Source organism: Paenibacillus sp. TC-CSREp1, from assembly GCF_050171015.1.
GTDB lineage: Bacteria > Bacillota > Bacilli > Paenibacillales > Paenibacillaceae > Paenibacillus > Paenibacillus silvae.
The window spans coordinates 42,590-66,545 of sequence record NZ_JBNOKM010000022.1 but is presented as its reverse complement, the minus strand read 5'-3'; the positions used below and the strand labels follow the sequence as shown (position 1 = coordinate 66,545).

The following is a 23,956-nucleotide window of genomic DNA, read 5'->3' as shown; positions in this document are numbered from 1 at the left end:
TACCAAAAATTTACTATACATTCTTTGGAAATTTGCTATAATTCTACCTAGGTTACATTGTCAAATATGCTATAAAATTACATCTAGAATATATTGCTCCATGACGTCAAAAGGTTCACGCAGGATCAAGGCAACCTTATCTCAATTCCGATGGAGGATGAAGCGCATGAGCATTTTTGAAAAACTGGAATCCAACGTAAGATCTTACTGCAGAAGCTTTCCGGTGGTATTCGACCGGGCCAAGGAGGACCTGATATATTCTGAGGATGGCAGAGCATATATTGATTTTTTTGCAGGAGCAGGAGCGCTGAATTATGGTCATAACAATGATTATATCAAGGACCGGATTCTCGATTACCTGACCTCCGACCGGATAATGCACGGTCTGGATATGTATACAATGGCCAAGCGCGAATTCATCCAGAGCTTCTCGGAGCGAATACTGAAGCCGAAGAAGCTGGACTACAAAATTCAATTCTGCGGTCCGACAGGTACAAATGCGGTGGAAGCGGCTTTGAAGCTTGCACGCAAGGTGAAGAAGAGAACCGGGATATTCGCCTTTATGGGCGGCTTTCATGGCATGTCACTTGGCAGTCTGTCGGCCACAAGCTCCAAGTCGATGAGGGAAGGGGCAGGGCTTCCACTGGACGGAGTTACGTTTATGCCACACCCGAGCGCTTCCTTCGCAGACATGGATACACTCGGTTATATCGACAATGTTCTGACTGATTCACACTCCGGGATCGATAAGCCAGCCGCTATCCTGCTTGAAACGGTACAAGCTGAAGGCGGAATTCACGTCGTCGATACGCAGTGGCTGCTCGGTTTACAGCAGCTGTGCCACAGACATGATATTCTGCTCATTACCGACGAGATCCAAGTTGGCTGCGGTCGGACAGGGGATTTTTTCTCCTTCGAGCGTGCGGGAATTGAACCGGACCTCATTACCCTTTCGAAGTCAATCAGCGGATATGGTCTGCCAATGTCACTTCTGCTGTTAAAGCCTGAATTGGATCTCTGGACGCCAGGAGAGCACAATGGTACCTTTCGTGGCAATCAGCTAGCCTTTGTAGCTGCCAAGGCTGCACTTGAATATCGGGATAGAGTCGCTTTGGAGGCTCAGGTGAAACAGAAGGAAGAATTCGTGCGCACGTTTCTTGAGAACGGAATCAAGTCTTTGCATCCGTCTATTACCATCCGCGGATTGGGACTAATCTGGGGCATTGATGTTTCGGGCTTTATGGATGAAGCCGGGGCGAAGAGAATGACAGAGATTTGTTTCGAGAACGGGCTGATCATTGAAAGAGCCGGCAGAGGAGACTGCGTGCTGAAGATCATGCCCCCACTGACCGTTTCGATGGAGCATCTGGCTGCTGGCTGCGAGATTATCAAGTCCAGCATACAGCAGGTGATCTCTCAGGAGTCCCAGGATCTGCTGGTGACGACCTGAAATTGAAGATACCAGTAGGCTCCTCGGCGATAGGTATGAAATGAAGGGCCTTCATTGAGCCATTGGGAGCCGATGTTTTCATTCACTTTTTGATCTCGTTGTAAAAATAACATCCTTGTTTGTCAGACAAGGTTACTACTCCGCAGCGGGATCTGTATTGATCCATATCAGTGCTGCGGGGGAATATGCAAAATATACATAGCGTGTATCCATACCCCGTAATTCAGGCTTCTACAACGGTTGCTTCGGTGTCAAATCCGGAGGGACAGCCGAGTTTCCTGTTAACTGGCCGAAATCTACAGCAGGCCTTACAGCAATGGGAGCAACCTCCCTTGTCTACCCCTACATCTATTTCCAAAAAAAATGTTAAACCTATGTTTGTTCTAAAGTAGCTCATCTGTAGAAAGTACATTACAACAGAGGAGCGAGAAGTCGTATATCACACGCAGGACGATGTTCTTTTTTTGTCACATGTTTGATAAGGCGGGGAGCTATGCTCCGCCGGATTGCTTTTACCGATCAAGAGAGGGGAACGATCCAGGTGGCTTTTGAAAAAGAAACGATGTTTTGGAACGAAAAATTTATTGGTAACGATGATACCTTGACACGGCTGCCCTATACCAAAGCTCCAAGCTCGTTGGTACCCATGATGACAACCGTCAGCGGTTCACTGTCCGAGGAGACGGCGCAGCGTATACAGCAGATGAGCAAAGGTGCTCCACTAGCCATGTTTATGATTTTACTCGCAGGTGTTCAATCGCTCCTACATAAATATACAGGCACTTCTGATATTTTGGTCGGCATGCCAGTTGTACGGAAAAAGGAGGAGACGCGGCGGTCTGTTAATCATACGGTCATTCTGAAAAACTCACTTTTGGCTGGTGCGACTTTCAAAACACTTCTGGGTGAGCTGAGAACTTCCTTGCCGGAAGCGATAAAACATCAGCATATTCCATTCTTGAAAATGACGGAGAATCTGGACCTGCAATACGTTGACGGGATACCCGTCATTCATACACTCGTTTCGCTAAAGGAACTGCATATGTATGAAACCGAGCACAGTGTGGTCACGGATTGTTTCTTCGAATTCAGCTTGAGTGCTGGCACCATACAACTGGCGCTGTCATATAACAAGCACTTGTATGACTCCGATTTTATGAACCGGGTTGTTGGTCATCTGGATCGCTTGCTGTCCGTGGGTCTCCACGAGTTGGATCTGGAGATTATGCGGGCAGATATGCTGTCGAAGGAAGAGAAATTTCAATTGCTGCAAGTCTTTAACGATACAGACAAAGAGTATGCCCATGATCAGACCATTCATCAACTCATAGAGGATCAGGTGGAGCGTGTACCTGAGGCAACGGCAGTTGTTTTTGAGGGGGAGCGGCTTACGTACGCTGAGCTGAACGAACGTGCGAACCGGCTGGCGTGCACGCTGCGATCGCTCGGGGTGCTGCCCAATCAGCTCGTCGGTTTAATGGTAAGAAGATCGCTGGAAATGGTTGTTGGTATTCTAGCGGTTCTGAAAGCCGGTGGGGCTTACGTGCCCATCGATCCCGAATACCCGGAGGAACGCATCCGCTACATTTTGGAGAACTCTAATGCTCAGCTGCTGCTGACTCAAAGAGAACTGCTGTCTCAGGCGCCGTTCGAAGGCAAGGTGCTGGCGCTGGATGAAGAGCAGGCCTATAGCGAAGATGGCTCCAATCTGGAGCCGGTCAGTGGTCCGAATGATCTTGCTTATGTTATTTATACATCAGGTACAACGGGCAAACCGAAAGGAGTTATGCTGGAGCATCGCGGTTTGGTCAGTTTGAAGTCGATGTTTGCAGACAGGCTGGGGATCAACCAGAATGACCGAATCGTTCAATTCGCGAGCCTGTCGTTTGATGCTTCCTGCTGGGAAATGTTCAAAGCGCTCTATTTTGGCGCAACTTTGTACATCCCGAATGCCGAGACAATTCTTGACAACCACCTGTTCGAAAATTATATGAACGAACATGCAATTACCGCTGCGATCTTGCCTCCGACCTACAGTGCGTATTTAAATCCGGAAAGAATTCCGAGTTTAAACAAGCTTGTAACGGGGGGCTCCGCGGTATCGGCCGAATTTGTGCAGCAATGGAAGGAGAAGGTCCGTTATTTTAATGCGTACGGTCCAACCGAAGCCTCAATTGTTACGACACTTTGGGATGCGAGTGAGCATCAGTCAGAGCGAAGATTCATTCCAATCGGGCGACCACTGGATAATCACCGGATTTTTATTTTGAATGCTCACCTTCAGCTTGTGCCTCCAGGAGTGGAAGGCGAGCTCTGCGTGGCGGGCGTAGGGCTTGCGAGAGGGTATCTGAATCAACCGGAGCTGACAGCCGAGAAGTTTGTTGAGCATCCGTTTGCGCCGGGAGAACGCCTCTACCGAACAGGCGACCTTGCCCGCTGGCTGCCGGACGGAAACATAGAGTATCTGGGCCGAATTGACCATCAGGTAAAAATTCGCGGGTTTCGAATCGAGATCGGTGAGATTGAAGAGCAGCTTCTGAATATAGAAGCTGTGCAGGAGACAATTGTACTTGCACGGGAAGGAAAAAGCGGGCAAGAGCTGTGTGCCTACTTGGTCGCAAGCCATCCGCTGGCGCTCGGTGAGCTGAGAAGTGCGCTGGCGCAAACATTGCCGAATTATATGATTCCAGCACATGTTGTTCAGCTTCCGCGTATGCCACTTACGCCGAACGGCAAAATCGACCGCAAGGCATTACCAGCCCCGGAAGGAATTGCGTTGACAGGCAATGCCTACGTGGCACCCCGCAATGAAGCGGAGCAGACACTTGCTGATGTGTGGAAGGCGGTATTAAACGCCGATCGCGTGGGAGTAACGGATCATTTCTTCGAACTGGGCGGAGATTCGATCAAGTCCATTCAAGTATCTTCGCGGCTTCATCAGGCGGGATACAAGCTGGAAATCAGGGATTTGTTCAAATATCCGACCATTTCACAGCTTAGTCTGCATGTGAAACCGACCGGACGTACGATCCATCAAGGTGAAATCACAGGTGATATGTCACTGGTTCCGATTCAGCGGTGGTTTTTCGAGAGCGTGTTTGCCGACCCGCATCATTTCAACCAATCGGTAATGCTTTACCGCAAGGAAGGTTTTGTTGAAGAGGCAGTGCGTCAGGTGCTGCAGAAGCTGACCGAGCATCATGATGCCTTGCGAATGGTATTCCGCCAAACGGAACAAGGATTCAGCGCGCGTACTCGTGCAATTCAGGAAGGCAGTCTGTTCACGCTGGACATGTTCAACTTCATGGAAGCAGAGAATCCGATACAAGCTGTGGAGACGAAGGCAACGCATATCCAGGCAGGCATTCATCTGGAGAGCGGTCCTCTGGTAAAAGCGGGATTGTTCCGATGTGCTGATGGCGATCATCTGCTGCTTGCGGTTCATCATGCGGTGGTGGACGGTGTGTCCTGGCGTATCTTAATGGAAGATTTCGCTCTGGGGTATGAACAAGCTGGAAAAGGAGAGGAGATTCGTTTTCCAGCAAAGACGGATGCGTACTACACCTGGTCCGAGCAGCTGACCGCTTATGCGCAAAGTTCTGAGATGACGAAGGAACGCGACTATTGGCAGGCGGTGGAGAACATCGAAGTTCCCCACATACCTAAGGATATGGAAGCGGAAGTTACAACGCAGCAGGATAGCGAATCCCTGTTCATCTGTTTGACTTGCGAAGAAACAGAACTTCTGCTGAAACGGGTACACCGGGCCTACAATACCGAAATGAACGATATTTTGGTTACGGCACTTGGTATAGCCATACGCAAATGGACTGGACACGAAAGGGTGCGAATTAATCTTGAAGGGCACGGACGTGAATCGATCGGAACAGATATCGATATTACGCGTACAGTTGGCTGGTTTACGACCAAGTTTCCTGTTGTCCTGGAGCCAGAAATTTGCGGGGATTTGGCTCAGCAGATTAAACAGGTTAAGGAAAGCTTGCGCGGTGTTCCGAACAAGGGGCTGGGGTACGGGGTATGCCGTTATCTATCTAATTCCGAGGATGGTTTCGTTTGGGGTGCGGAGCCGGAAATTAATTTTAACTACCTTGGTCAATTCGAAGATGAATTCAGCCAAGATGAAATTGGTATGTCTTCCTATTCCAGTGGCAGCCCGGTAAGCAACCGACAGGCCCGTAGCTTTGTGCTGGATATTAACGGTATGGTGCTGGACGGTGCGTTGTCACTTGATCTCAGTTATAGCCGGAAGCAGTATCGTAAGGAAACGATGGAAGCCTTCGCCCAGCAGTTTAAGCAAAGTTTACAAGAGCTTATCGCCCACTGCGCAAGCAAGGAAAATACGGAATTGACACCGAGTGATGTGCAATATAAAGGTTTGACAATCGAGGAATTGGAGCACATTGCGCATCGTTCGGTCCATCTGGGGGAGATCGAAAATATTTACTCACTTACACCTATGCAGAAGGGGATGTGGTTCCACAGCGCACTTGACCGGCAAACGGCTGCTTATTTTGAGCAGACTCGGTTTACGATGCGGGGGGCGCTCGACGTACAGCTTTTCGAGAAGAGCTGGAAGGAGCTTGCGAAACGACATCTGGTGCTGCGTGCAAATTATGTGAAAGGACCCGCGGGTGAGCCGCTGCAAATCATATATCGGGATAAGCCAGCCGGCTTTGAATATGAAGAGCTGCTTCATCTGGAGGAGGACGAAAAGCAGGCGTACTTGGATAAAAAGGCCGAGGAAGACAAGCTTCGCGGCTTTGATCTGGAACATGACGCACTCGTACGATTCACGATTATGCGTACCGATGAACAAAGCTACCATGTGCTGTGGAGTTTCCAGCATATTTTGATGGATGGATGGTGCCTGGCTCAACTGACACAGGAGCTATTTGAGATATACTCGGCCTTGACCTCCGGCAAGCAACCAGTTGGAGACAAAGGTTCGGATTATGGTGCTTATATTGAATGGTTGGAAAAGCAGGACGCTCAGGCGGCAGCCAGCTACTGGACGGCATTTCTCGAAGGATATGAAGGGCAAACGGTACTCCCGGGGCAAAGGGAAGTGACACCGAACGACCAGTTTACGGCAGATCACGACATCGCCGAGCTTGGCAAGGCATTGAGCGAACGGATGGACAGGATGGCAAAAGAGCGTCTGGTTACGGTCAATACGCTGCTGCAAGCTGTTTGGGGTGTGATGCTGCAAAAATATAACGGAACAAACGATGCTGTGTTCGGCAGCGTTGTGGCCGGAAGGCCGGCGGAAATTCCGGGTATTGAGTCCATGATCGGGCTGTTCATCAATACGGTCCCGGTTCGCGTCACGAGCACAGCGGATACCGTGTTCGCCGACCTGATGGCTAAGCTCCAGGAACGGTCGCTGGAGCTCGGACAGTATGCTTATTATCCGCTGTATGAGATTCAAGCTCTCAGCATGCAAAAGCAGAACCTGATCAATCATATCATCGCTTTTGAGAACTACCCGGTGGATGAGCAGATGGAGCAGGCGGGTGACCAGCAGCATGGCGATTTGACGATTGCTGATGTTCAGATGGAGGAGCAGACCAACTATAACTTCAACGTAACGGTGGTACCGGGAGATGATATCGAAATTCGGTTTGATTTTAATGCCGAAGTGTTTGATAAAGATAGCGTTGAGCGGCTCAAACGGCATTTTGTGCATCTGCTGGAACAGGTGACGAATAACCCGGAAATCACCGTGGGTGAGCTGGAACTTGTAACCGAAGTTGAAAAGCTGGACCTTCTCGAACGTTTTAACGATACGACTACGGAATTTCCGCGCGGGAAGACGCTGATTCAATTGTTTGAAGAACAGGCGTGGCGAATTCCGAATGCAGCTGCCATTTCCTTGAATGAGCAGCAACTGAGCTACCGGGAACTGAACGAACGTGTCAATCGGCTTGCACGAACCTTGCGTAGCTATGGGATATGCAAAGGGCGGTGGGTTGCCATTATGGCTGAACGTTCCATTGAAATGGTGGTTGGTATGCTGGCTACACACAAAGCTGGAGCGGCTTATGTACCGATTGACCCTGAATATCCCGAAGAGCGTATCTGTTTCCTGATTGAAGATTCGGGGGCGCAGGTCGTGCTGACACAAACCCACCTGCGTGAACGGCTGGCGAATTCATGTGCTGGCTCACATTCGGTGATCTTAGTGGATGACAACTCCTTCTATCACCACGACGGTACTGATTTAAATCCGGGTACTGAAGCGACAGACCTGGCTTGTATCATCTATACGTCAGGCACGACCGGCAAGCCGAAAGGCAACCTTGTTTCGCACCGTAACATCGTGCGGATCGTGAGAAATACGAATTATATCGACATTACCGAGCAGGATCATGTCCTCCAGCTTTCGAGTTATTCATTCGACGGAGCGATTTTCGATATTTTTGGCGCTTTGACAAATGGGGCAAGGCTGGTGCTAGTCCCCCGGGAGACGTTGCTGGAAATCGGCCAGCTGGCGGATCTCATCAAACGTGAAAGCATCTCGGTCATGCTGATCACGACGGCTTTTTTCAACGTGCTTGTAGATGTGAATGTCGATTGCCTGCTGAATGTCCGGGCGATTTTATTCGGTGGGGAGCGCGTGTCGGTTGGTCATGTACGCAGAGCGCTTGCACATATCGGACCGGGCAGGCTCAATCATCTGTACGGCCCATCGGAAAGCACGGTGTATACCACGTATTTTCCGGTTGACTTCGTGGACGAGTCGGCGGTTACCGTACCGATCGGACGGCCGATAAGTAATACGACGGTGTATATCGTCGACAGCCAAAATCATCTTTTGCCGATCGGCGTGGCCGGGGAGTTATGCGTCGGAGGAGAAGGCCTGGTGCAGGGTTACAACAACCGGCCGGAGCTGACGGCGGAGAAATTTGTCGACAATCCATTTGTTCCGGGAGAGCGCATGTACCGGACAGGGGACTTGGCGAAATGGCTGCCGGACGGAACGATTGAATACGTGGGACGGACGGATGACCAGGTGAAAATTCGCGGCTTCCGCATTGAGCTGGGGGAGATAGAAGCTCAGCTGCAAAAAGTGGAAGGAATTCGGAAAACAACAGTATTCGCTCATGAAAATACCTCTGGTGAGAAGCAGCTTTGCGCTTATTATGAAGCAGACCTTGAGCTTTCGGCAGCCGAACTGAAGAGTATGCTCTCTCAGGAACTGCCAGCATATATGATCCCGACATACCTGATTCAGTTAGATCGGCTCCCTTTGACGACAAACGGCAAGGTTGACCGGCGATCGCTTCCTGCACCTGAGGAAAGTTTACAGCCGGGTGAAGAGCGTACGCTGCCTCGGAATGCACTGGAGGAAAGCCTGGTCGGGATTTGGAAGAATGTGTTGGGATTGCAGCACATCGGCGTTCATGACAACTTCTTTGACCTGGGCGGTCATTCTCTGAGGGCGACGACACTGGTGAGCAAGGTGCATCAGGAATTGAATGTTGAGCTGCCTCTGCGCGATGTGTTCCGTTACTCTACGATTGAAGATATGGCTATTGCTGTCTCCCGGATCGGGAAGCAATCCTTCTCGTCGATTCCGCTGGCAGGTGAGAGGCAGCATTATCCGCTTTCTTCAGCACAGAAGCGACTGTTTATTCTGAATCAGCTGGAAGGAGCCGATCAGAGCTATAACATGCCGGGTGTGCTGCTGCTGGAAGGAACGATTGACCATAGTTTACTGGAAAATGCTTTCCGGGGACTGATCTCAAGGCATGAAACGCTGCGGACGGGCTTTGAGATTGTACAAGGCGAGGCTATGCAGCGCATATACGAAGACGTTGATTTTGCAATCGAGTGCCGTCATGCAAACGAAGGAGAAGAGTCTGAGATTATAGCAGCGTTTATTCGGCCTTTCGACTTGGCAAAGCCTCCGCTCTTGCGTGCAGAGCTCGTGGAGCTTGCAGCCGAACGTTACTTGCTGATGTTCGACATGCACCATATCGTGTCTGATGGGGTTTCGATGGATGTGTTCGTCAATGAACTTGTTCGTCTATACGGCGGGGAGTTATTAGAACCGTTGCGTATTCAATACAAGGATTATGCGGTGTGGCAGCAGTCGGATGAGCAGAAGTCACAGTTGAAACGCGAGGAAACGTACTGGCTGGACCGTTACCGGGGTGAACTTCCGGTTCTGGAGATGCCTACGGATTATTCACGTCCTGCCGTGCAGAGTTTTGAGGGACAGACGCTGACGTTCTTCGTAGATGAAGCAACGAATGAAGGACTGAAGCAGTTGGCGAATCAAACAGGAACAACGCTGTATATGGTGCTGCTTGCCGCATATACCGTGCTTTTGCATAAATACACAGGTCAGGATGATCTAATTGTAGGCACATCCATTGCGGGCAGAACACATGTTGAAACACAGCCTTTAATCGGAATGTTTGTTAATACGCTGGCGCTTCGTAATAACCTTTCTTCGGAGAAAACGTTCCTGTCGTATCTGGAAGAAGTGAAGGAAACAACCTTAGGCGCCTATGAGCATCAGAATTATCCGTTTGAAGAGCTTGTTGATCAGGTACAGGTTAGCCGGGATTTGAGCCGAAATCCGCTATTTGACACGATGTTCTCCCTGCAGAATCTGGAGGAGACAGCATTGGAGCTGGAGGGGCTGAAATGGTCCCCGTACCCTAGCGAATACGGCATGGCAAAATTCGACCTGAGTATAGATGTGGCGGAAGAAGATGGCGGCCTGGAGTGCAGCTTTGAATATGCAACAGCTCTTTATAAAGGAAGTACGATCCGGCGGCTGGCGAGTCATTTTGGGCAATTGCTCAAAGCGATTGTAAGTCATCCCGGTGAGAAAATTGCTGAGCTGAACCTGCTGACGGAAGCGGAAAAAGAAGAGGTGATCAGCGCATTTAACCCGGCGCAGGCGGAAGCAGCTCCTGTGGCAGCATTCCACAGGCTGTTCGAGATACAGGCGGAACGCACGCCGGAGGCAGAAGCTGTTGTGTATGAGAATGACCGCCTGACGTATGCGGAGCTGAATGTGCGGGCGAACCGTCTGGCGGCGACACTGCGCACCAGCGGCATCGGCCGGGAGTCGATCGTTGGCATTCTTGCCGAGCGCTCGGTGGATCTGCTAATAGCGGTGCTGGCTGTCTGGAAAGCAGGCGGGGCGTATGTTCCACTGGACCCGGATTATCCGGCAGACCGCATACGCTTCATGCTGGAGGACAGCGGGGCGAAGGTGCTGCTGACGCAAACACCGCTGAGCGAGCGTGCCGAAGCCTGGATCAGCGAAGAGCAGCTGGCACTGGCTACCGTGCTGTACCTCGACGATGAAGCGGCGTACAGCGAGCAGCAAACGAATGCGCCGATGTTGGGCTTTGACCAAGGGTCCAGCCTGGTCTCTGACATGGACAGCTTCCATGAAGCTCGTCCAGAGGACTTGGCGTATGTGATCTACACGTCGGGAACCACCGGCAAGCCGAAGGGTGTGATGATCGAGCATCGGAGCCTGGTCAATACAGCGGCAGGCTACCGACGGGAGTACCGATTGGATCAGTTCCCGGTGCGGCTGATGCAGCTTGCGAGCTTCTCGTTTGACGTGTTCGTGGGCGATATTGCGCGCACGCTGTACAACGGCGGCACGATGGTAATTGTGCCTAAGGACGACCGGATTGATCCATCCCGTCTGCACCACTGGATGGAGCGGGAGCAGGTAACTATTTTCGAATCGACGCCTGCATTGATTGTGCCGTTCATGCAGTACGTGTACGAGCAGAAGCTGGATATCCGCTCGATGGAGCTGCTGATCACAAGCTCGGATAGCTGCAGCGTTGCAGATTATCGCACCTTGCAGGAGCGGTTCGGCTCAACATTTCGCATCATCAATGCCTACGGCGTGACGGAAGCCGCCATCGATTCTAGCTTCTATGACGAGCCGCTGAGCCAGTTGCCGCAGACGGGCCATGTGCCGATTGGCAAAGCGTGGCTGAATGCGACATTTTACATCGTAGATGCCTATTTGAATCCGGTGCCCGTTGGGGTGCTGGGCGAGCTGGTGATTGGCGGCGTCGGTGTGGCGCGCGGTTACTTGAACCGTGCGGAGCTGACGGCAGAGAAGTTTGTAGACAGTCCATTCGTCGCCGGGGAGCGGCTGTACCGCACAGGAGACCTGGCACGGTGGATGGAGGACGGCAATGTGGACTTCATCAGTCGAATCGACAACCAGGCGAAAATCCGGGGCTACCGGATCGAAACGGGGGAAGTCGAAGTGAAGCTGCTGCAGGTGGCAGGTGTGCGTGAAGCAGTGGTGCTGGTTCGAAGTGATGCGAACGGGCAGAAGGCGCTGTGCGCGTATTATACGCCGGATGCCGAAACGGAACTGGCAGTGAATGATCTGCGCAGTGCGCTAGCACAGGAGCTGCCAGGTTACATGATCCCGTCCTACTTCGTGGAGCTTGAGCATTTGCCTTTGACACCGAACGGAAAGGTAGATCGAAAGGCACTGCCAGCACCGGAAGGAGAAGCAGGAAGTGGAACAGAGTACGTTGCGCCGCGCAATAAGCTGGAAGCGAAGCTGGCTGCGATCTGGCAGGATGTGCTGGGGCATGTGAAGCAGATCGGGGTGTACGACAACTTCTTCGACATCGGCGGGCATTCCCTGCGGGCAACGACGCTGGTCAGCAAGATTCATAAAACGTTAAACGTGGATTTACCTCTGCGTGACGTGTTCCGCCATTCCACGATCGAGAGTATGGCGGCGGCCATTGCCCGTCTGGATCAACAGCAATTTGTTTCGATTCCGGTGGCAGAAGACCGGGAGGTGTACCCGCAATCTTTTGCCCAGAAACGTCTCTTTATCCTGAATCAGCTGGAGGGTGCGGAGCTTAGCTACAACATGCCGGAGGCGATGCTGCTGGAGGGTGCTTTGGACAAATCAAGGTTCGAAGAAACGTTCCGTAAGCTTGTGGCGCGGCATGAAATGTTGCGCACCGGGTTTGAAATGGTGGATGGCGAAGCATCACAACGGGTTTACCAGAACGTGAATTTTGCGGTGGAGTTCTATCAAGTCGAAGAGCAAGAGGTCGAAGAGACAGTTCGTGGTTTCATTCGTCCGTTTGACATGGCGAAGCCTCCGCTGATAAGGGTGGGTCTTGCCCAGCTTGCCCCGGAACGCCATATTCTGATGTATGACATGCATCATATTATTTCCGATGGCGTTTCGATGGAAATCTTCGTCGAGGAATTCGTTCGTTTGTATGGTGGAGAGCCATTGGAGCCGTTGCGCATTCAGTATAAAGACTATACCGTTTGGCAGCATTCACCGGAGCAGCAGGAACGGCTTCAGCAGCAGGAGACGTATTGGCTGAGCAGGTTTGAAGGCGAGCTTCCAGTGCTGGAAATGCCGACCGACTATCCGCGTCCTGCTGTTCAGAGCTATGAAGGTCAGACGCTGGAGTTTTTCTTTGATGCTTCTAAAACAGAAGGTCTGAAGCAGCTGGCTTCGGAAACAGGCACGACACTGTTTATGGTGCTGCTTGCAGCGTATAACGTTCTTCTGCACAAATATTCCGGTCAGGAGGATGTAATCGTGGGTACGCCGATTGCCGGAAGGAACCATGAAGATGTGCAGCCATTGATCGGAATGTTCTTGAATACACTGGCAATCCGCAGTTATCCGGCATCGGAGAAGACCTTCCTGTCCTACCTGAATGAAGTCAAGGAAACAACTCTGCATGCCTTCGAGCATCAAAACTATCCGTTTGAACAATTGGTGGACAAGGTGCAGGTGACCCGTGATTTAAGCCGCAATCCACTCTTCGATACGATGTTTACGATGCAGAATACAGAGAACGAGGCTTTTGAGCTGGAAGGGCTTCGCATGACGCCTTACCCGGGCCTGCTGGATACAGCGAAATTTGATATCAGCCTGGATGTGGGCGAGGAAAATGGCGGTTTGGATTACAGCTTCGAATATGCAACGGCTCTATATAAAAGGGAGACGATTGAACGGCTGGCGAAACATTATGAGCAGTTGCTCGTGACGATCGTAAGCCGTCCAGATGCTAAAGTTGCTGAGCTTAGCCTGCTGACGGCGGCGGAAAAAGAAGAGGTGATCAGCGCGTTTAACCCGGCGCAGCCGGAAGCAGCTCCTGTGGTAGCATTCCACAGGCTGTTCGAGAAACAGGCGGAACGCACGCCGGAGGCAGAAGCTGTTGTGTATGAGAACGACCGCTTGACCTATGCGGAGCTGAATGCGCGGGCGAACCGTCTGGCGGTGACACTGCGCACAAGCGGCATCGGTCGGGAGTCCATCGTTGGCATTCTCGCCGAGCGTTCGGTAGACCTGCTGGTGGCGGTGCTGGCTGTCTGGAAAGCAGGCGGGGCGTATGTTCCGCTGGACCCGGACTATCCGGCAGACCGCGTGCGTTTCATGCTGGAGGACAGCGGGACGAAGGTGCTGCTGACGCAAAAGTCACTGCGCGAGCGTGCCGAAGCCTGGCTGGGTGAAGAGCAGCTGGCACTGGCGAAGGTGCTGTACCTCGACGATGAAGCAGCGTACAGCGAGCAGCAAACGAATGCGCCGATGCTGGGCTTTGACCAAGGCTCCAGCTTGGTCTCTGGCATGGATCACTTCCATGAAGCTCGTCCAGAGGACTTGGCGTATGTGATCTACACATCGGGAACCACCGGCAAGCCGAAAGGTGTGATGATCGAGCATCGGAGCCTGGTCAATACAGCGGCAGGCTACCGACGGGAGTACCGATTGGATCAGTTCCCGGTGCGGCTGATGCAGCTTGCGAGCTTCTCGTTTGACGTGTTCGTGGGCGATATTGCGCGCACGCTGTACAACGGCGGCACGATGGTAATTGTGCCTAAGGACGACCGGATTGATCCATCCCGTCTGCACCACTGGATAGAGCGGGAGCAGGTGACTATTTTCGAATCGACACCTGCATTGATTGTGCCGTTCATGCAGTACGTGTACGAGCAGAAGCTGGATATCTGCTCGATGGAGCTACTGATCACAAGCTCGGATAGCTGCAGCGTTGCAGATTATCGCACCTTGCAGGAGCGGTTCGGCTCAACATTCCGTATCATCAATGCGTACGGCGTGACGGAAGCCGCGATTGATTCCAGCTTCTATGACGAGCCGCTGACCCAGCTGCCGCAGACGGGCCATGTGCCGATTGGCAAAGCGTGGTTGAATGCGAAATTCTACATTGTGGATGCACATCTGAATCCAGTGCCCGTTGGGGTGCTGGGCGAGCTGGTGATTGGCGGCGCCGGTGTGGCACGTGGTTACTTGAACCGTGCGGAGCCGACGGCAGAGAAGTTTGTGGATAGTCCACACGTCGCCGGGGAGCGGCTGTATCGCACAGGAGATTTAGCGCGGTGGATGGAGGACGGCAATGTGGACTTCATCGGTCGAATCGACAACCAGGCGAAAATCCGGGGCTACCGGATTGAGACGGGTGAGATCGAGTCGCAGCTGCTGCAGGTGGCAGGTGTTCGTGAAGCGGTGGTGCTGGTTCGAAGTGATGCGAACGGGCAGAAGGCGCTGTGCGCGTATTATACGCCGGATGCCGAAACGGAACTGGCAGTGAACGATCTGCGCAGTGCGCTAGCACAGGAGCTTCCAGGTTACATGATCCCGTCCTACTTCGTGGAGCTGGAGCATCTGCCTTTGACACCAAACGGAAAGGTGGATCGAAAGGCACTGCCAGCGACGGAAGGAGAAGCAGGAAGTGGAACGGAGTACGTTGCACCGCGCAATAAGCTGGAAGCGAAGCTGGCTGCGATCTGGCAGGATGTGCTGGGGCATGCGAAGCAGATCGGCGTGTACGACAACTTCTTCGACATCGGCGGGCATTCGCTGCGGGCGACGACGCTGGCAGGCAAGGTATTTAAGGAATTCAACGTCAATCTGCCGCTGCGTGATGTATTCCGTCATTCGACGATTGCGTCGATGGCGGAGGTGATGGCCCGGATGGAGCGGCAGGAGCATGAGGTCATACCTCAAGCGGAGGAGAGAGAATGCTACCCTCTGTCTTCTGCGCAGAAACGCCTGTTCATTCAACATACGCTGGATGGAGCGGATCAGCTGTACAACATGCCGGAGCTGGTGCAGATGGAAGGTCATTTTGATGTAGAGCGCTTTGAAGCCGCGATGCGGAAATTGATCATAAGGCATGAGTCGCTGCGCACCGGTTTTGAGATCGTGAAGGGTGAAGCGGTTCAGCGGATTTATTCACAGGTGGATTTTGCTGTCGAGCATCATCAGGCAGATCCAGAGGATGCGGCTCAGATTGAGCAGATCATTCGCAGCTTCGTTCGTCCGTTTGAGCTCGACAAGCCGCCACTGCTGCGAACCGGAGTCATCGAACTGGGGCCGGACCTGCATATTCTCCTTTTCGACATGCACCATATCGTGTCCGACGGAGTATCCATGGCAATTGTAATGCATGAATTCTCAAGTTTTTATGCAGGAGAAGAGCTGCCACCACTGCGCATTCAATACAAGGACTATGCTGTTTGGCAACAGTCAAAAGCTCATCTGGAGCGAATCGGGCAGCAGGAAGCGTACTGGCTGCAAACCTTCGAAGGTGAGCTGCCAACGGCGGACCTGCCGACGGATTATGAACGGTCTGCAGTTCGTAGCTACCAAGGCGCGCATCTGGATTTCGACGTCGAAGCTTCTCTCTCTGCACGGCTGCGCGAACTGGCGGCCCAGCGCGAAAGCACGCTGTTCATGGTATTGCTTGCGGCTTATACGGTGCTGCTGTCCAAATATAGCGGTCATGAGGACTTAATTGTAGGCACGCCGGTGGCAGCAAGAACCAATACTGACTTGGAGCCGATCATCGGTATGTTTGTAAATACGCTGGCACTTCGCAATCGTCCGTCAGGTAACAAAACGTTCTTGTCCTACCTGGATGAAGTCAAGGAAACGGCACTTGGAGCCTTCGAAAATCAGGATTATCCATTCGAGGAACTTGTGGAGCGTTTGAATGTGAAGCGAGAGCCTGGCCGTTTCCCGTTGTTTGATGCTGTTTTTGACATGCAAAATATTGAAGAACGAGACGCCGAACTGGAAGGAATCCGTCTGAAAAATTACGAGCTTGACCAATTGGAAGAAGCGAAGTTTGATCTGACTCTCTTTATTTATGAAAATAACGGGTCATTAAGCGGGGGATTCTTCTACGCCACCAAGCTGTTCAAAGAAACGATGATCCGCACCCTGACCGAGGATTACCTGCGAATTCTGACTCAAATTGCGGAGAATCCGCAACTTGAGCTGAACCGCATCGAATGCCACAAACCGTCAGAAGGCGCAAAGCGTGTCGTCGACACGATCGAATTCGCTTTCTAATGCTTCCAGCGGAAGCGCGCTCTGCTGCGTCAAGCAAAGGCGACGCGTCTTCCAAGGAAAACGGAAAACCACGTGCAAGCCCGTAAATCCAGCCCGTAAACGCGCAGGCCGAAGGTAATCTTCTTCGGACCTGCGTCAGGGCATGCGGTCACTTCATTTTTAGGGGAGGTACGAATGAAATCTTTATTTGAAAAGGAAGAGCAGTACTGGAGCCGCAAATTTGATACTGAGGACAGCCTGAGCTTTCTTCCCTTCAGTCCCGCCTCCAATATATCCGCAGGTGCTGAAGCAGCAACTGAACCAGCCTTGCTTCACCTTACTCTGCCGGGTGAGCTCTCAGAGAGAATCATTCGCCTCGGTAACGATTCGGATATGGCGATGTACATGATTGTTTTGGCAGGAGTTAAAGGTCTGCTGTTTAAATATACCGGGCAGAAGCAGCTGTTAGTCGGCATGCCATCTTATAGCCCGGACTCCGACGGGACTGCACCGTCGCATGATATCCTGATCATCAAAACGTCCGTAAACAACCAGACGACGCTGAAAATGCTGCTGGGTGACATCAAGGCCTCCATCGGTGAGGCGCTGGAGTATCAGCATCTGCCCTTTCGAAAAATGGTGGAGCCGCTCCATCTGGATTACACCGAAGCAGGTCTTCCAATGATTAACACGCTTGTATCCTTCGCCCCGATCCATTCCGAGTCGTTCCATCAATGGGTGTCGGCTGACACGGTTTTTCGCTTCAACCGACAAAACGACTCCATTGAGTTGGAAATAAGCTTCAATGAGCAACGTTATGAACGGGCATTTGTAGAACAGGTGGCAGCTCATTTTGTTCGGCTCCTGTCCAGGCTTCTATCTCAGCCGGATCTGGAGCTTGGACAAGTCGATGTACTTTCCCCTCAAGAGATGCAGACATTGCTCAACATTTTTAATGATACCGAAACCGGGTTTGATCGGGGCCAAACCATTCACGGTTTGTTCGAAGAGCAAGCGGAGCTTTATCCAAACAGCGTCGCCGTGGTCATGAATGAGCGGCAGCTGACCTACCGCGAACTGAACGAACGTTCCAATCGTCTGGCACGAAAGCTGCGGGAGACGGGCGTTCAAGCGGATCAACTGGTAGCCATTCTCGCTGAGCGCTCACTGGATATGATTGTTGGCATTCTGGCGATTCTGAAAGCGGGCGGTGCCTACGTGCCTGTCGATCCTGATTACCCGCAGGAGCGTATCCGCTTCATGATCGAGGATTCGGGCGCACCGCTGCTGCTCATCCAAAAGCATTTGCACGAGAAAACAGACTTCGCAGGACCGCGTCTCGAATTAAATGATTTTGTTCGGGAGGATAGCTGGACGAATCACTCGGAAGATGCCAGGGATGCTTCGAATCTGGAGCCGATTTCCGGGCCGGACAACCTGGCCTATGTGATCTATACGTCGGGAACCACGGGCAAACCAAAGGGAACGTTGATTGAGCATAAAAATGTCGTGCGTCTTCTGTTTAACGATAAAAATATGTTTGACTTCGGCCCGTCCGATACGTGGACGTTGTTCCACTCGTTCTGTTTTGATTTCTCCGTCTGGGAGATGTACGGGGCACTGCTGTACGGAGGCAAGCTGGTGATCGTACCGCCGCTCACAGCGAAAAATCCAGCCGATTTCCTGGCGCTGCTGAGTCGGGAACAGGTCACGATTTTGAACCAGACCCCAACATACTTCTATCAGTTGCTCCGTAAGCTCCTGGTGGACCATCCGCACAATCTGACAATTCGGAACGTCATCTTCGGGGGTGAAGCACTCAGTCCGCTGCTGCTCAAGGGATTCAAGACGAAGTATCCGGAAACAAAGCTGATCAATATGTATGGTATTACGGAGACGACGGTTCACGTAACGTATAAGGAAATTACATGGACCGAGATCGAAGCAGCGAAGAGTAATATCGGCAAGCCCATTCCAACACTGCGTGTGTATGTGCTGGACGAAAAGCGCCGCCCTGTGCCGATCGGCGTAGCCGGAGAAATGTACGTAGCCGGGGAAGGGCTGGCGAGAGGATATCTGAACCGACAGGATCTGACGGCGGAGAAGTTTGTGGATTCCCCGTTTGTGGAGGGGGAGAAGCTGTACCGCTCAGGTGACCTGGCGGCATGGCTACCGGATGGCAATATCGAATACCTGGGCCGAATCGACCATCAGGTGAAAATTCGCGGATATCGAATTGAGCTGGATGAAATTGAGACGCAGCTGCTCAAAATTGCGAATGTACAGGAAGCGAAGGTGCTCGATCGTGACGATGCGAACGGGAATAAACAACTTGTTGCTTATTATGTGGCGGAGACAAGGCTGATGGCGCATGAACTCAAGGAGCAGCTTACCAGGCAGCTTCCCGGATATATGATTCCTTCCCACCTTGTTCAGCTTTTGGAAATGCCGCTGACCCCGAATGGGAAAATCGACCGCCAAGCATTGCCTGCGCCTGAGGAAGCCGCGACTGGAGGAACAGAACATGTTGCACCGAGAACACTGCTCGAAATGAAGATTGCCCGAGTCTGGCAGGATACCCTTGGCGTCCCCCAGGTCGGCGTAAAGGATAACTTTTTTGAGCTAGGTGGCAATTCATTAAGTCTGATGAGGCTTGTTCAAGCCGTTTACGATGAAACCGGCATCGAGATACCGCTTAACCGTCATCTCCATCATGTAACTGTTGAAGCTATGGCCTACGGAAAGGGGGACCTCGGTCTGAACAAGGGTGGAGATTCTTTTATGAAGCTGAATAAAACAGGGGATCTGAACGTGTTCTGTTTCCCTCCGGGCAGCGGTTTTGGTATCGGTTACCGAGAACTCGCCAGCAGACTTGACGGACAGTTCTTGCTCTATGGCATTGATTTTATGGACGATACCACCGATTACACGGCAATGCTGAACCGTTATGTGGATGAGATGATTCACATCCAGCCTGCGGGCCCCTACGTGCTGCTCGGCTACTGCTTCGGAGGCAACCTGACGTTTGAGGTAGCCAAAACGATGGAGGAGAGAGGGTATTGTGTATCAGATGTGCTCATGGTGGATTCATGGATTAAGGATACTCTGACACCTCCGGAAACGTCGAAGAAAGAGCTCGAAGAGATGCTGGCCGATTTCGACGAAGAAGAGAAGGAATTGATGAGCAACCCGCTTGTACGGGAACGCGTTCACCGCAAGGTCAAAGCAACCTTGGCGTACGAAGCACAACTGAAAAATACAGGGACCATTACAGCCCGTATTTACGAGTTGATTGCAAAGGACAGTGAGGCGTTCCGCCGGGAGCACCAACTGCCATCATGGCAGAGGGCTACAACAGAAGCTTACACCGATTACCGGCTGGAGGGTGCGCATGAGGAATTGCTTGAACTCACACATGTAGATGAAACGGCTCTGGTCATCCGGGACATTTTGCAGCGAATCAAACAGCAGAACGAGGCGGCTATCGGGGTGCTGCATGGAAGCTGATCGGCAGCTGTCTGTTCAAGATCAAGGGGCGGGAGCGCCCTCCAACCGCCAAACGGCTTACGCTACCTGGAAAGCGCTTCGCTGGTTAATTTCCTATGTAGGCCGTCACAAAGGTTTGATGATCGTTGGCACTTTATCCGCAATTGCCGCGGCCATCATTGAGATATGGACGGGAAGTCTGATCGAGCAGCTGACTACCCAGGCCGAGAAGGGAGCGGGCCCAGTTGTTCAGCAAATCGTTTACACGGTTTTTGTGGTCATCCTGATCGGCGTGCCAGCGAAGTTTCTGATGAGCTTCGGTGTGGAGCGAAGCAGTGCCTCGGCGGTGCAGGATATTCGCAACGATGTCATGCGCCACATCGGCAAGCTTCCGGTCTCTTATTTGGAAAAGCAGCACTCCGGTGACGTGTTGTCCCGGATTAATAACGATCTGCAGCTCATCCAGCAGTTTATGATTCGGGATCTCGCCCAGTGGTTCTATCATCCATTATTGTTTATCGGCTGTTTCACTTATTTGATCTATCTCCAGTGGGAGCTGATGCTGTACAGCCTACTGCTGTTTCCGTTAGCACTGCTGGTTTCGCAATGGATTGGCAAGCAGCTGGAGCGTTTGACGGAGGAAGCGCAGGCAAATATGGGCAGAATGAATGTCAATCTTCAGGATACGCTTGGTGGAATGCCTATTGTAAAAAGCTATCTGTTATCAGGCATGTTATCTCGTTCCTACCAAGTGCTGCTGCAATTGACGGCTCAAAAAAAGCTGGCTGTGAAAAAACGGGAAGCCTGGGTTAACCCGCTGCTTTCCACGCTGATGATCAGTCCGATCATTTTTGCTGTTAGTTACGGGAGTTATTTGATCTACCAGGGGCAGCTGGGCGCGGGAGAACTGGTCGCCTTCCTCTATTTGCTGAATCTGTGTCTGGAGCCGTTGGAGCATATTCCGGAACTGATTACACGTACGTTCGAAATGGCGGGTGCTCTGAGAAGGGTATCCGAAATTGTGGAGCAGCCAACTGAAACGGAGAATGGCCGTTTGCTTCTGAAAGAAAACGCTGCGCCAATCGAGTTTCAGAATGTAACCTTCGGGTACGATGAGGGCTCCCCGATCCTGCGAAATGTCAGCTTCTCGGTGCCGGAAGGAAAGACCATCGCGCTTGTTGGAGCCAGCGGCGGGGGAAAGAGCACGGTGTTTAAGCTTGTATGCGGTTTTTATCCACTTGCGAAGGGACAGGGAAATATCCGCGTGTTTGGCAGCCTGATTGAAGGAGCTGATCCGGAGCAGCTGCGGTCACACTTTTCCGTCGTAACCCAGGATTCCTATTTGTTTAGCGGTACGATAGCCGAAAATATCGGTTATGGGCGGGAAGAAGCGTCTATGAACGAGATTATCGAAGCCGCGAAGGCAGCTCAGGCGCATTCCTTCATTATGCAGCTTGCGGACGGCTACCAGACGTATGTCGGAGAGCGTGGAGGTTTCTTATCCGGCGGGCAGCGTCAGCGTATAGCAATGGCTCGGGCTTTTCTGAAGGATGCAGCCGTTCTGCTGCTGGACGAGCCAACATCGGCTCTTGATCCAGAATCGGAAAGTGCAGTTCAGAAGGCACTTAACGTATTGATGAGACAGAGAACAACCATGGTTATTGCCCATCGGCTTTCTACAGTGCAGCATGCTGACGAAATTTGGGTGATGGAACAAGGACATATTGTGGAACAAGGAACGCATGAACAATTGCTGGAACTGAAGGGACTGTATGCCCAGTCCTATTATCAGGAATTTACCGAATCTGCCGAACACAGGGAGGTGGCGTACAGATGAGAAAGGGCAGATGGCTTTCGCAAGTGAAAGAACTAGGCTACTTGTTGACGTTTATGAATCGCAAGCACAAAACCCAGTACGCCATTGGCCTGGCTGTAACGGCGCTCACCCAGACCTTGTTCCTGATTGCCTTCAGTCTGGTCGTACATAACCTGGTTGATTTTGCCGTATCCCGTGATACGTCCCTCATGGTGCAAGCCTTTGTTATTTTGGGGGTGGCCCTGTTTCTGGAAAATATCATATCCCCCTGGTTCATTTACTTATATCAACGCAGTGTCGAGCTAACGGTGTTACACATTCGTCAACGTCTTTATGACAAGCTGTGCCGGGTGCGGCCGAGGTTTTTGGAGCAGACACATCATGGTGATTTATTGTCGCGAGTGAACAATGATGTAACTACCGTTGAGTTTACATTTTCGCAGGTCTACTTTGTTTTGCTGCTTCAAATTGTCTTTTGCATCGGCTCCATTGTTTCCATGGTGTTAATTGATTGGCGGTTTGCAGGGGTGTCCTTCCTCATTTTGCTGCTGTCCTCTGCGGTTAGCCTGAAATTTGCGCGGGATATTCGTACCTTGTCAGAACAAGGCTTGCAAACGCTCGGTAAAATGACCGAGAAATTCAAGGATTTTATGGGTGGCATTCAATTGGTGAAGCTGTTCCGCATACGCGCGATATATAGCCAGTACGAGACGTTGAACGAACAGATGACGCAGACGCTTAGGAAAACGGCGCAGAAGAATGGTCTGCAAGCCGCAGTGAACCATTTTATAAGCTACGTCACGTTTTGTGGAATCATTGTCATCGGCAGTCTTCTATATGCTTACGGGCTCATGGGGATGGGAAGTGTCGCGGCACTGGCAGTGCTGCAAGTGAATCTAACGCATGCTTTGTTGAACCTGGGCCTGGTGCTGTCCATGACCCAAAATTCGCTCGCTGGCGCTCACCGGATACAAGAAGTACTGGAACAGGAAGAAGAGCCCGAGCGTCTGGGTTCCATTCATAGCGAGCATGAGTCGAAGGCTGCGGTGGAGTTTCGGGAGGTGCAATTTTCCTATCAGGCGGATCAAAAGGTGCTCGTTGACCTGTCCATGCAGGTGTTTCCTGGTCAGGTTGCTGCGATTGTGGGGGCCAGCGGCAGCGGTAAAAGTACGCTGATCAAGCTGCTGCTCGGCTTTTATCCTGTGGAAAGCGGGGAGATTCTGCTGCAAGGTAAACCGTTTGGCCATTACACGCTGAATGACATTCGCAGGCAGATTGCATACGTTCCGCAGGAGTCATTTTTGTTTACGGGTACGATTGAGGAAAATATTCGTTACGGCAAGCCGGGAGCAACGGATGAAGAAGTGATCGAAGCGGCCAAAGCAGCGTATGCTCATCATTTTATTCAGGAGCTTCCTGAACAGTATAAAACGCCAGTGGGAGAGAGGGGAGCTTCATTATCAGGGGGACAAAGGCAGCGAATTGCCATCGCCCGGGCGATACTCAAGGATGCTCCGATTCTGCTGCTGGACGAAGCAACCTCTGCATTGGATAACGAATCCCAGCATTGGGTACAGCAGGCCCTGAACCGATTGATGAAGGGGCGCACCACAATTCTGATTGCTCACCGTCTCAGCACTGTAGAACAGGCGGATTGGATTACTGTTATGAATCAGGGCAAGGTAGTCGAGCGTGGCCGTCATCAGGATTTGCTGGCGCTTGGGGGGTACTATGCTAGGTTGTATGGCTAAACTGACTTGGCGGCGGGTAGCTTCAGGCTGATCTCTATGTACGAAGACGAAACCGATCTATATAAATCTCTATTAACGGGGAGTGTGTC

The 23,956-nt window shown here is 51.8% G+C and carries 5 protein-coding genes; all 5 read left to right on the top strand.

Annotated elements, in window-relative coordinates:
* Window positions 1-166: 166 nt before the first annotated feature.
* The 5 genes from ectB (at window position 167) to ACQSGY_RS26145 (ending at window position 23,867) form a co-directional block, all read left to right on the top strand.
* Window positions 167-1,450 (top strand): diaminobutyrate--2-oxoglutarate transaminase, encoded by a 1,284-nt coding sequence (gene ectB / locus ACQSGY_RS26165; protein WP_427181551.1) that lies wholly within the window; start codon window positions 167-169, stop codon window positions 1,448-1,450.
* 493 nt (window positions 1,451-1,943) lie between these two features.
* Entirely contained in the window at window positions 1,944-16,835 is a 14,892-nt protein-coding gene (locus ACQSGY_RS26160; RefSeq protein WP_427181550.1) for an amino acid adenylation domain-containing protein, read from the top strand.
* Window positions 16,836-17,009: 174 nt separating this feature from the next.
* Window positions 17,010-20,321 (top strand): non-ribosomal peptide synthetase, encoded by a 3,312-nt coding sequence (locus ACQSGY_RS26155; RefSeq protein WP_427181549.1) that lies wholly within the window; start codon window positions 17,010-17,012, stop codon window positions 20,319-20,321.
* Window positions 20,311-22,137, top strand: coding sequence for an ABC transporter ATP-binding protein (locus tag ACQSGY_RS26150; RefSeq protein WP_427181548.1), 1,827 nt, complete (start codon window positions 20,311-20,313; stop codon window positions 22,135-22,137). Before ACQSGY_RS26155 ends, ACQSGY_RS26150 begins: the two co-directional genes overlap by 11 nt.
* Window positions 22,134-23,867 (top strand): ABC transporter ATP-binding protein, encoded by a 1,734-nt coding sequence (locus ACQSGY_RS26145; RefSeq protein WP_427181547.1) that lies wholly within the window; start codon window positions 22,134-22,136, stop codon window positions 23,865-23,867. The genes ACQSGY_RS26150 and ACQSGY_RS26145 overlap by 4 nt, the downstream gene beginning before the upstream one ends.
* The last annotated feature ends 89 nt before the right edge of the window (window positions 23,868-23,956 follow it).